Annotated in this window: 6 protein-coding genes; all 6 read left to right on the plus strand. The window is 35.1% G+C overall.

Annotation, left to right across the window (positions count from 1 at the left end):
* Positions 1–90: 90 nt before the first annotated feature.
* The 6 genes from B0A65_RS13640 to B0A65_RS13665 all read left to right on the plus strand — a co-directional run bounded on the left by B0A65_RS13640 (position 91) and on the right by B0A65_RS13665 (position 13298).
* The gene (locus B0A65_RS13640) at positions 91–1080 is read left to right on the plus strand and encodes a c-type cytochrome (RefSeq protein ID WP_074656817.1); all 990 of its coding nucleotides are present in this window, start codon (positions 91–93) and stop codon (positions 1078–1080) included.
* 42 nt (positions 1081–1122) lie between these two features.
* Complete coding sequence (locus B0A65_RS13645; protein WP_242670284.1) at positions 1123–4131, plus strand: glycoside hydrolase domain-containing protein; 3009 nt, start codon at positions 1123–1125, stop codon at positions 4129–4131.
* 301 nt (positions 4132–4432) lie between these two features.
* Positions 4433–7528, plus strand: a complete 3096-nt coding sequence (locus tag B0A65_RS13650) for a DUF5107 domain-containing protein (protein ID WP_074656814.1) — start codon at positions 4433–4435, stop codon at positions 7526–7528.
* A 37-nt stretch (positions 7529–7565) separates the two neighbouring features.
* A complete protein-coding gene (locus tag B0A65_RS13655) occupies positions 7566–9740 on the plus strand; it encodes a M1 family metallopeptidase (protein ID WP_074656810.1) in 2175 nt (724 codons plus the stop codon).
* Between the two features lie 289 nt (positions 9741–10029).
* Entirely contained in the window at positions 10030–11352 is a 1323-nt protein-coding gene (locus B0A65_RS13660) for a Gfo/Idh/MocA family protein (RefSeq protein WP_074656807.1), read from the plus strand.
* A gap of 86 nt (positions 11353–11438) precedes the next feature.
* Entirely contained in the window at positions 11439–13298 is a 1860-nt protein-coding gene (locus B0A65_RS13665; protein ID WP_074656804.1) for a glycoside hydrolase family 35 protein, read from the plus strand.
* The last annotated feature ends 34 nt before the right edge of the window (positions 13299–13332 follow it).

Genomic DNA, 13332 nt, shown 5'->3' on the forward strand with positions numbered 1-13332 from the left:
TTTTCTGCAAGGTTTTTCAAACCTTGTAGGTATAATTTATAATAAATACCTAACAGGTTTTAAAAACCCGTTAGGATAAAAATTTTAGACATGAAAAAAATAATTCTTATTGGTATCTTTTCAGCATTGCCAATTGTTGTTTTCAATTCTTGCAATACTTCAAATTCTCAAACTTTGGCAGAAAAAACTTCCGAAGATGAGGCATACATTACTATTGACACTTCCAAAATTCCGGATGATCAATTTGGAGAATCCGTTCGTTATGGAAGAGAATTAATGCTAAAAACCGCTTATTATATAGGCCCAAATGGAGTCAAAGGAAAATATTTAGGCAATAAAATGAATTGTACCAATTGTCATCAGGACGCCGGTACAAAACCTCATGCTTTCAATTTAATGTCTTCTCATGACAATTATCCACAATACCGCGGACGTGAAAACAAAGTACTTACACTTGCCGAACGTGTAAATAATTGCATTATGCGTCCTCATTCCGGAAAACCGCTTCCGCTTGACAGCGACGAAATGGTGGCTTTTTTATCTTACTTTAAATGGATTAGCAAATTTGTTCCGAAAGACGGCGATTTTAAAGGAGCAAAAAACCTGGAAATTGAATTCCCAGATGTAGCTGCAAGTCCGGAAAGAGGAAAAGCACTGTTTGTAGAAAATTGTGTCCGTTGCCACGGAAATAATGGCGAAGGAGTTTATAACGCAGATAAATCAGGTTATACTTATCCACCGCTTTGGGGTGAATACGGCTATCAGCCAGGTTCAAGTATGCACCGCGTTATCAAACAGGCACAATGGTTAAAAAGCAACATGCCGTATGATAAAGTTACAATCGGGAAACCTTATTTAACAGATCAACAAGCATTGGATATTGCTGCTTTTGTAAATGATGATGCAATTCATAAAAGACCAAATCCAAAAACATTTGATTATCCTAATAAAATGGGTAAGCCCATTGATTACTCACATAGTCCTTTTCAGGACAATTTTACCGAAGAACAACACAAATACGGGCCTTACAAACCCATTATTGCTTACTGGAAAAAAAATGGATGGAAAGCAGTTTACTAAATTATTAATTACGCATACCCTTTTAACCTGAACATCAAAAAAATGAAACTAAACCTAAAAAACAGACCACTTTTAAGTAAAATATTGATTGTCTGCCTTTGCATTTTCAGTATGCCGTTGGCTGCGCAACAAATAAAATATACCGATGGAAATGACAGCTGGAATCCTAATTTGTTAGGAAATCATCGCGTTGTTGTTGAATTTACCGGAAAAGATAATGTTGCTAAAACTATTATTGAATGGCGTAGAAGAGATGAAAATCCGGAACTTAAAAGAATAATTGTTCAGGATGCAAATGGAAAGGAAATTCTAAACACAAAAACAGAAAATATCAATAGAGAAAACGGTACGATTTTCTTTGAGCCTGTTTCAGGAAAAGGAACGTATTATGTTTACTATATGCCTTATATTGATGAAGGAGATGCTAATTACCCGAAAGGAGTTTATGCAAAACCAGAAAATAAAACGGACGCTGCATGGTTGTCTAAAATCAAAACGAATTTAAAAGACAATTGCACAGTTAAAGAAATTCAGAGTGTAAATGCTTTCAATAGTTTTTACCCGATGGAAGTCATTGCAACTGCAGCCGAAACAAAAGACATCATTGCAAAAAACAGCGGTAATTCCTTTTTAGTTTTTCCTGAAGACAGAATATATTCTATCCGAATGAAAAATGATTTGCCACAAAGATGGATTCAAAAAGGAGTTCAAAATAGTTTTGCTGATACTGCTATGAAAGGTGAATATTTAGCTTTTCAATTGGGTGTTTATGCCTTAGAAAATTTAAGCAATGTAAAAGTTCAATTTTCAGATTTAAAAAATGAAAGTGGCGCTGTAATTTCCTCAAAAAACATTAATTGTATCAATACTGATGGGGTTCGTTATGACGGATCGCCTTTTGCTGCAACTGTTTCTGTTTCAAAAGGAAAAGTTCAGGCAATGTGGTGTGGAGTTGATGTTCCGGAAATGGCTTCGGCTGGAACTTACACAGGAAAAGCTACGGTTATTGCTGATGGAAAATCAAAAGAAATTACACTTCAGATAAAAATAACAAATGAAGTTACTAAAAATGGCGGAATCGACAGTCCTGAAAAAATGACGCGTTTGAAATGGTTAAATTCCACTTTAGCTCAGGAAAATACGGTTATTGCGCCTTATACTCCATTAACAATAAAAGATTCTGAAATCTCTTTATTAGGAAGAAAACTAATTTTAGGAACTGATGGTTTCCCTTCTCAAATTCAGACTTTCTTTACACCTGAAATGACTGTTATCGGTACAAAAGCAAATGATATTTTGAGCGCTCCAATTACTTTTCATTTTGTAGATGCTGCCGGAAAAGAATCATTACAATGGAAAAATACCGGCGTTAAATTCCTTAAAAAAGAAGCCGGAACTGTAGCATGGGAAAGTGCTTCGACATCTAAATCGCTTCAAATGGATGTAAATGCCTCTATTGAATTTGATGGTTTTGTCCATTATAGCGTTAAAATTACAGCTCTTGAAGATGCTTCTTTTAATGATATCAATATTCATTTACCAATGCAGTCTTCATCAGCAAAATATATGATGGGATTAGGTCAAAAAGGCGGAAATCGTCCTGAAAATTTTGACTGGAAATGGGATGTTGCTCATAAAAACCAAGATGGTGCCTGGATTGGAAATGTAAATTCCGGTTTGCAATTTTCTTTGAGAGATGAGAAATACAGCCGTCCGTTAAACACCAATTTCTATTTACAGAAACCATTATTATTACCAACTTCATGGGGTAATGATAATAAAGGTGGAATCACAATAACGCCAAACCAAAAATCGGTTTTGGTCAATGCTTACAGTGGAGCACGTAACGTTAAAAAAGGAGATATTTTATATTATAACTTCAATTTATTAATTACACCTTTCCACGCATTAAACACAGACTTTCAATGGAATACTAAATTCTATCACAAATACAGTCCAATTGATACCATTGCCAAAACGGGTGCCACGGTAATTAATATTCACCATGCAAATGCAATTAATCCTTATATCAATTATCCTTTTGTTGAATTTAAAAAGATGAAAAGTTATATCAACGAAGCACATGAAAAAGGATTAAAAGTAAAAATTTACAATACCGTTAGAGAAGTTTCAAACAAAGCTTACGAAACATTTGCTCTAAGAAGTTTAGGTCATGAAATTTATTCTCCAGGAAAAGGTGGTGGTTTCTCATGGTTGCAGGAGCATGTTGGCGACGATTATATCGCGGCTTGGTTTGTACCTGAAATTAAAGATGCTGCAATCGTTAATAGCGGTATGAACCGTTGGCACAATTATTATGTTGAAGGAATGAATTGGTTAACTCAAAATGTTGGTATCGACGGTATTTATCTTGATGATGTTGCTTTTGACCGTATCACTATGAAACGTGTAAAAAGAGTTTTGACCAAAGACGGTCATCCTGGAATAATCGATTTGCACAGTGCTAATCAGTATAATAAAAGTGACGGATTTAATAACAGTGCGAACTTATACATGGAGCATTTCCCGTACATCAATAAATTATGGTTTGGAGAATATTTTGATTACGAAAAAAATCAGCCTGACTTTTTCTTAACTGAAGTAAGCGGAATTCCTTTCGGATTAATGGGCGAAATGCTGCAAGATGGCGGAAATCCGTGGAGAGGAATGGTTTACGGAATGACAAACAGAATGCCTTGGAGCCATAATGCTGATCCCAGAGCGATCTGGAAATTATGGGATACTTTCGGAATAACAGGTTCTGAAATGATTGGATATTGGAGTGAAAACTGTCCGGTAAAAACAAATAACGACAAAGTATTGGCAACCGTTTACAAAAAGAACGGTTCAACTTTAATTTCAATTGCAAGCTGGGCTGATACTGATGTACAAGTAAAACTAAGCATCGACTGGAAAAAACTAGGAATCGATCCTTCAAAAGCAACAATTACAGCTCCAGAAGTGGCAAATTTCCAACCTGCACAAAAGTTTACTGCTAAAGATGAATTACCAGTAAGTAAAGGAAAAGGATGGTTGTTGATTGTTAAGTAATAATAGTGCAAATCAAGAATTGAAATTAGTTTTTTTGTGCCGTTAGGCACGGAATATTGGTAGAAAATTTTCCAAAATTCGTTGGCGTGCCGTAGGTACCAACAAAAAGATAATTATTGCGTACCTACGGCACGCTATATTATTCTAATACAAAATTTTCTACCAATATTTAGTGCCTAAAGGCACATTTTAATCGATATATGTAATATAGTTAAATTAATTAATCACACATTACCCAAATTAAAATCTTTTAATCTGTGAAATCTGTGGCAAAAAATAACCTCAAAAAATAGCTCTCCATATGAAACTTAAACCTTTCTTATCAATTTTACTCTTTGGAAGCCTGTTTGTCACCGCACAAAATAAACCAACCTTTAAGGAATATAAAAAAGTCTTTACAACCTACCCGTTTTCAGATCCTGATCCTATTCCAAAACCCGATACAAAGGTTTATCCTTATTTCCGTTTTGATGGCTTTACAGATAAACCGGTTCAAAAAGAATGGAAAGTAATCGAGATAGAAAACGATTATATTAAACTGATGATTATTCCTGAAATTGGTGGAAAAGTTTGGTCAGCCGTTGAAAAATCAACCGGAAAAGATTTTATTTACAACAATCACGTTATCAAATTTAGAGATATTGCCATGCGCGGTCCCTGGACAAGTGGCGGTGTTGAAGGGAATTACGGAATTATTGGACATACTCCTAATTGCGCAACTCCTGTTGATTACAAAATTATAACACGAGAAGATGGAAGTATCAGCTGTGTAATTGGTGTTTTAGATTTACTAACCCGCACTTCATGGAAATTGGACATCAATTTACCCAAAGACAAAGCCTATTTTACCACAAACTCCTTTTGGTTTAACTCAACTGAATTTGAACAGCCTTACTATACCTGGATGAATACGGGAATTAAGGCATCACAAAGTTTACAATTTATTTATCCGGGACAAAGATATATTGGACATAATGGCGAACATAATGCGTGGCCAATTGACAAAGAAAACAGTAAAGATTTATCCTTTTATAAAAACAATGATTTTGGTGGTTATAAATCCTATCATGTTTTTGGCAAATACAATGATTTTTTTGGAGGATACTATCATGACGAAGATTTCGGAATGGGAAGATATGGCAATCATGATGATAAACCTGGTAAAAAAATATGGATTTGGGGATTGTCGCAACAAGGCATGATTTGGGAAAAATTATTGACCGATACAGATGGACAATATGTTGAAGTACAAAGCGGAAGATTATTTAATCAGGCAAGTGAAGGCAGCAATTTAACTCCTTTTAAACAACGCTCTTTCGCTCCTTATCAAACAGATGCCTGGACAGAATATTGGTTTCCCGTAAAACAGACAAAAGGTTTTGTAAAAGCAAACAATTATGGTGCTGTTAATGTTAAAAATGAAAATGGCTGGCTTAAAATCTATCTTTCTCCACTTCAAAAACTAAATGAAAAATTAGAAGTTTTTGATAATGGCAAGAAAGTGTATTCTAAGGATATTGCCTTAAATACGTTGCAATTATTCAAAGATTCGATTCCCGTTACTGTCGATCCAAACAAATTAAAACTGGTTTTGGGCGCTAATAAACTGGTTTGGAATTCTGCTCCGGAAGATGGCAATTTGGCACGACCATTAGAAGTTCCGAAAGATTTTGATAGTAATTCGGTTTACGGATTATATCTACAGGGAAAAAATTATGTCAGTTTTAAAGATTATATAAAAGCCGAAGAATTCTTAACGGCCTGTCTTAAAAAAGATCCAAATTACGCTCCTGCCCTTTCTGATTTAGCAGGTTTACAAATTAGAAAATTAGAATACAAAGAAGCAGTTGCAACTGCAAGCAAAGCATTAGCAATCGATACGTATAATCCTGCTGCCAATTATTACTACGGTCTTGCCAATCTTCATTTAGGAAATACAACGGATGCAAAAGATGGTTTAGATATTGCTGCTGCAAGTGTTGAATATCGCAGCTCTGCCTACACTGCGTTGAGTAAAATTTATTTTGCAGAAAATGATCAGGCAAAAGCAATTGAATATGCTGAAAAAAGCTTGTTAAACAATCAGAATAATTTGGAAGGATTACAATTGTTAGCGGTGATCTATCGTATTCAAAACAAATCTGAAAAAGCACATTCGATCTTAGATAAAATTAATGAAGTCGATCCTTTAAATCATTTTGTTGGCTTTGAAAAATTCCTTTGGAACAATTCAAATGCTTCAAAATCAGATTTCACTTCGTTAATTCAAAATGAAATGCCAGAGCAGACTTATCTTGAATTAGGTATTTGGTATCAGCATCTGGGCCTTACGGACGAAGCTGTAAAAGTTTTTACGGTGGCGGCTCCAAGTGCTGAAATTATATATTGGAAATCATTTTTAGAAAACAAAGCAGTTGATTTGAACAAAATTCAACCCGGAATTAGTTTTCCTTTCCGTGGTGAAACTGCCGAAATTCTTGAAAGTTTGACAAAAAACAATGAGCAATGGCAATTGAAATATCATTTGGCTTTGATCGAATGGAATCGCAACAACATTTCAAAAGCAAAAGAATTGTTTTTACAATGTGGTACAAAACCAAACGATCCTGCTTTTTATGCTGCTAAAGCTTCGTTGTTCAAAGATGATTCTCAATTGGTTGTAACGAGTCTTCAGCAAGCAATCAAATTAGATGCTCAAAGCTGGAGGTATCCAAAATTATTGACTGAACATTACATTATCGAAAAACAAAATGATAAAGCTTTGGCTACTATAGCACCATTTTACAAACGCCATACTGAAAATTATGTAGTGGGAATGTTGTATGGTAAAACGCTTTTATTGAATAAAAAATACGCTGAAGCGGATGCCTTTTTAACCAAATTGAAAATCCTTCCATTTGAAGGTGCAACAAGTGGAAGACAATTGTATCATGAAGCTAAATTGATGCAGGCTTTGGCACAAATGAAAAATAAGCAATATAAAAAAGCTTTAACATTAATTGAACAAGCAAAACTATGGCCAGAAAATCTGGGTGTTGGAAAACCATACGATGAAAATATTGATGAAAGACTGGAAAACTGGTTAGATTATCAATGTTATACTAGCCTTGGCGATACTGAAACGGCGAAAAAATCATTACAAAAAATTGTTGCCTTCAATCCAAAAATTGATAATACAGTTATGAATTTCTTACCGGCCAATCAATTGGTTTCGGCGTGGGCTATCGAGAAAACTTCCTCTCAAAAACAAGCAGAAGAGTGGCTGAAACATCAGGCAGAATTATATCCGACAAATAAAATTGTGCAATGGAGTTTGGAAATGTATACCAAAAAACAAGCTACAATTTTAACGGAAGATGAAAAAGATGGTGAAGTTAGAATTATAGAAAAATTATAATAGCATCATCAAAAAAAAAAATTATAAACAACCAAAGATGAATAAACTAATTCTAAAATATAGCCTTTTTAGCCTTATCGTACTGATGGGACAAAAAATAGAAGCACAAACTACAGATCAAAAAACTGATGAATTAACTGCTTACAGAGTTACGGCATTAAAAGTCCATGATTTGGTACATACCAAACTAGATGTTTCCTTTGATTACGGAAAACGTCATTTAAATGGAAAAGCCTGGATTACTTTAAAACCACATTTTTACGAAACGGATCAGCTTACTTTAGATGCCAAAGGAATGGAATTTAAAGAAATTGCCATTATTGATGGCAAAAAAACTATTCCGTTGCAATATACCCAGGACAGCGAACAGGTTTTTATCACTTTAAACAGGAAATATAAAAGCACTGAAAAATATATTGTTTATATAAATTATATAGCAAAACCTAATGAACTAAAAACAAAAGGCGGTGAATCTATGACCGATTCAAAAGGATTGTATTTTATAAATCCTGATGGAAAAGAAGACAAACCGATACAGATTTGGACACAAGGTGAAACAGAAGCATCTTCGGCATGGTTTCCGACTATTGACAAACCAAATCAGAAGACAACTTCTGAAATTGCAATAACTGTAGATTCAAAATATACCACATTGTCAAACGGAAAATTGACTTCTCAAAAAGACAATAAAAACGGAACGAGAACCGATACATGGAAAATGGATCAACCCAATGCGCCGTACTTGTTTATGATGGCAGTTGGAGATTTTAAAATCTACAAAGACACTTATAAAGGTAAAGAAGTAAGTTATTATTTAGAACCAAAATATGCGCCTTATGCCAAACAGATTTTTTGGAAAACGCCAGATATGATGGACTTTTACAGCAAAATGTTAGGAGTTGAATATCCGTGGCCAAAGTACTCTCAAATTGTTTGTAAAGATTATTTTGGAGGTGCAATGGAAAATACTTCTGCCACGGTTCATGGAGAATATGTTCAAAAAACAGAAAGAGAATTACTTGACGACAATCAGGAAAGTACTATTGCCCACGAACTTTTTCACCAATGGTTTGGTGATTTAGTGACTGCCGAATCCTGGTCCAATTTAACCATGAACGAATCTTTCGCCACTTTTGGAGAAGTTCTTTGGCACGGACATGACGCCGGACAAGATGGAGAAGACCGCTCACGCTATGAAAAATTGCAAAACTATTTACGCTCTCAGAAAAATGGCAACAGCGAAATCTTAGCTCGTTTTCATTATAAAAATAAAGATGATTTGTTTGATAATATCAGTTACTCAAAAGGGTCTATTATTTTGTATGCGATCAAAAATCAAATGGGTGATGAAGCATTTTTCAAATCATTGAATTTGTATTTGACTGCAAATGCTTATAAATCCGGTGAGACGCATCAATTGCGTTTGGCAATGGAAGAAGTTACAGGAAAAGACTGGAGCCCTTATTTTAACCAATGGTATTATCAGGGCGGAAACCCAATTTTGAATATCGAATACGGATATGCAAACGGCAAAGCTACTATTGCAGTAAAACAAGTTCAGGAAATTGCAGTTCAGACGTTTAGTCTTCCTCTAAAAGTGGATTATTATGTAAACGGAACAAAAATCAGAAAAGAAATTGTAATTGATCAAAGAGAACAAAATTTCAGTTTTGACATTCCATCTCAACCTACTTTCGTAGATCTTGATCCTGATAAAATCTTAGTAGGTGAAGTTAGAGACAATAAAAAAATAGCTGATTATTTGTATCAATACAAAAATGTACCAACGTATTATAACCGAATTGAAGCTATAAAATTTGCAACTAAAGATAAAAGTCATGAAGCGCAACTTATTCTGTTAGCTGGTTTAAAAGATCAGCAGGACGATTTGCAAGTTCTTAGTATTAAAGCAATTGATTTGGGAGATAATCAAATCAAAGAGGAAGCAATTAAAACCTTGGTTGATATTGCTAAAAATGATAAAAAGACTATTTGCAGAGCGACTGCCCTTATAAAATTGGCTTCAACTGGTGATGTATCTTATAAGGCATTAATGGAAGAAAGTATCAAAAATCAATCTTACAATGTGATTTCAGGTGGTATAATTGGTCTGACCAAATATGCACCAACAGAAGGCGACAAAGCGTTATCAACATTGGACGAAGACACTAAAAAACATGTTACAGCATTGATTAAAAGATTAAGCAAATAATACAGTTTATTTTTTTAAGCAATCAAATCTTATATTCTAAAAGTTAGTAATTAGTATGCACTTGAATTTCAATTCAAAAATTTTAATTATTTAGAATTGTTTGTTTTTGAAGCCTCTCTAATCTGGTTCATTAGAGAGGTATTTCAAAACAAACTAATTATCCATAACAAAAAAACCAGAAATCGACTTTAAAGATTACCGTAAAAGCCCTATTTCAAAAATAAAAACATTTATGAAAACTACTTTTTTAAAACATACGATTGTCTTTATTCTTTTGTTCGCATGGACGATGACATCGGCACAAATGATTAAAACCAAAACACCAACACGTCCGAAAAATCAACAGGATGTTTTACGTTTGGCTACCGCCCCTATCCCAACAGTTCGTATCGCTTTCATCGGACTTGGAATGCGCGGTCCCGGAGCTGTAGAAAGAATGACACATATTCCAGGAGTAGAAATTGTTGCGCTATGCGATATGTTGGAAAAAAATACACAATCGGCTAATGAAATTTTAACCAAAGCCGGGCTTCCTAAAGCACAGGAATTTTTTGGAGACGAAAATGCATGGAAAAAAGTTACAGCATTACCTAATGTTGATTTAGTTTACGTTGCGACAGACTGGAAACATCATGCACTCATTGGTGTACAGGCTATGAAAGATGGCAAACATGTCGCAATTGAAGTTCCGGGTGCTTTGACTATGAAAGAAATTTGGGAACTGATTGATACTTCTGAAAAAACCAGAAAACATTGTATGCAACTTGAAAATTGCGTTTACGATTTCTTTGAGCTTACCACTTTAAATATGGCACAACAAGGTTTATTTGGAGAAATTCTTCATGCTGAAGGATCTTACATTCACGGTTTACAGCCTTTCTGGGGAGAATACTGGAACAACTGGAGAATGGATTATAATATCAAACACCGTGGCGATGTTTATGCGACACATGGTATGGGGCCAGCGTGTCAGGCATTGAATATTCATCGTGGTGACAAAATGAATTTTCTGGTTTCTATAGATACAAAAGCGGTTGGAAATCCTGCTTATATCAAAGAAAAATCAGGTCAGGAAATTAAAGATTTTAGAAATGGAGATCATACGATGACCATGATCCGTACCGAAAACGGAAAAACAATTCAAATTCAGCATGATGTAACTTCTCCACGTCCTTATAGCAGAATGTATCAGTTGAGCGGAACAAAAGGTTTTGCAAACAAGTATCCTTTAGAAGGTTATGCTTTAGACGGGAAAGAATTAGGTGATGATGTAAAACCAAATCACGAAAAATTAAGTGCACATTCCTTTGTTCCCGAAGAAGTAAAAAAAGCATTAATGGAAAAATACAAACATCCAATGGTGAAAAATATCGAAGAGCAAGCCAAAAAAGTGGGTGGCCATGGCGGAATGGATTTTATCATGGATTATCGGTTGATTCATTGCCTGCAAAAAGGACTTCCGTTAGATATGGATGTTTATGACCTGGCAGAGTGGTCTTGTTTAGGTCCATTAACTGAAATTTCGCTTGATAAAGGCTCTGTGCCGGTCGAAATTCCTGATTTCACTCGTGGTGGCTGGAACAAATTACAAAAATTAGAGTTTTCAGAATAAAAATTTATTGGTTAGTTAGGTGAAAGCAAGAGAGCACAATTAATATAGTGCTCTCTTGTTTGTTTACCTCTCTTAAATTAAAACAAATGAAAAAAAATTATATTACTCTCTTATTTTCCTTGCTTCTGGTAGCTTCAATAGCAGCGCAACAAAAACAGACTTTTGCTATACGTGATGGAAATTTTTTATTAAACGGCAAACCCATCCAAATTCATTCGGGTGAAATGCATTATTCGCGAATTCCGCAACCTTACTGGCGTCATCGTTTACAAATGATGAAAGCAATGGGTTTAAATGCGGTGGCAACCTATGTATTTTGGAATTATCATGAAACATCTCCCGGAGTTTGGGATTTTAAAACAGGCAATAAAAATTTAGCCGAATATATCAAAACAGCACAGGAAGAAGGATTATTTGTTATTCTTCGTCCGGGTCCCTATGTATGTGCCGAATGGGAATTTGGTGGTTATCCGTGGTTTTTGCAAAACGTTCCAAATATGGTTATCCGTGGTCATAACGAAGCATATCTGGCAGCTACAAAAGCTTATTTTACAGAGTTATACAATCAGGTCAAAGACTTACAGATTACCAAAGGCGGGCCCATTATTATGGTTCAGGGCGAAAACGAATTTGGTTCTTATGTAGCGCAGCGCAAAGATGTTTCGCTTGAAGAACACAAAAAATATAGTTCAGCCGTATTTCAACAATTAAAAGATGTTGGTTTTGAAGTTCCGTTTTTTACTTCAGATGGAAGCTGGCTTTTTGAAGGCGGCGCTTTACCTGGTGCTTTACCGACTGCCAATGGTGAAGATGATGTTGTAAAGCTAAAAGCAGTAGTGAATCAATTTAATAACAATCAAGGGCCTTATATGGTAGCCGAATTTTATCCGGGTTGGCTGGATCATTGGGCAGAACCATTCCCAATTCAGAAACCGGAGCAAACCGTTCGTCAGACTCAAAAATATCTCGACAATCAGATTTCATTTAATTATTATATGGTTCATGGCGGAACAAATTTTGGTTTTACTTCGGGAGCCAATTATGACAAAGAACACGACATTCAGCCTGATATGACTTCTTATGATTATGATGCACCCATTAGTGAAGCTGGCTGGGCAACTCCCAAATATAATGCTTTAAGAGAATTATTAAAAACAACCGAAACTCCTGCCATTCCACCCAAAATACCGGTAATTACAATTCCGAATATCGCCTTAACCAAAGCTGTTGATTTAGCCGATTTAAAAGCTAAAATTAATCCGGTAATTGAAGATAATCCACAAACATTTGAGCAATTGAATCAAGGTGATGGTTATGTTTGGTACAGCAAAAAATTCACACAACCCATCAGTGGAAAACTAGAATTAAATGGTTTACGCGATTATGCGATCGTATACGTAAACGGAAAAAAAGTTGCCGAACTAAACCGATATTATAAAAACTACAGTTGTGAAATTGAAGTTCCGTTTAATGCAACTTTAGATATAGTGGTTGAAAATATGGGACGCATTAATTACGGCTCTCAAATTAACGCCAATACGAAAGGAATCATAAGTCCGGTAATTATCAATGGTCAAACGATCACCGGAAACTGGGAAATGTATTCGTTACCGATGAATAAAGAACCAGATTTAGCATCTTATAAAAATTCAGGAAAAGCAAACCGCCCAACTTTATATCAGGGAACTTTTACTTTGAATAAAACTGGAGATACATTTTTAGACATGCGCGTCTGGGGCAAAGGAATCGTATTTATCAACGGAATCAATCTTGGACGCTATTGGAGCATTGGACCGCAACAAACGCTTTATGTTCCAGGATGCTGGCTTAAAAAAGGCAAAAATAATATTGTAGTTTTTGAGCAAAAAAACGAAACCATTCAAAAAGAAATCAAAACTATTGCAACGCCAATTCTCGAAGAGTTAAAAACAGAAACGACTCAATAGAATTGGTACAAAAACAAAAAGCCATTCATGTGAA

The organism is Flavobacterium frigidimaris (assembly GCF_002217275.1).
In the GTDB taxonomy this organism is placed as follows: domain Bacteria; phylum Bacteroidota; class Bacteroidia; order Flavobacteriales; family Flavobacteriaceae; genus Flavobacterium; species Flavobacterium aquidurense.

Coding starts and splice junctions, on each gene's coding strand:
- B0A65_RS13640 (WP_074656817.1), top strand. CDS start 91: ATGAAAAAAATAATTCTTATTGGTATCTTTTCAGCATTGCCAATTGTT.
- B0A65_RS13645 (WP_242670284.1), top strand. CDS start 1,123: ATGAAACTAAACCTAAAAAACAGACCACTTTTAAGTAAAATATTGATT.
- B0A65_RS13650 (WP_074656814.1), top strand. CDS start 4,433: ATGAAACTTAAACCTTTCTTATCAATTTTACTCTTTGGAAGCCTGTTT.
- B0A65_RS13655 (WP_074656810.1), top strand. CDS start 7,566: ATGAATAAACTAATTCTAAAATATAGCCTTTTTAGCCTTATCGTACTG.
- B0A65_RS13660 (WP_074656807.1), top strand. CDS start 10,030: ATGACATCGGCACAAATGATTAAAACCAAAACACCAACACGTCCGAAA.
- B0A65_RS13665 (WP_074656804.1), top strand. CDS start 11,439: ATGAAAAAAAATTATATTACTCTCTTATTTTCCTTGCTTCTGGTAGCT.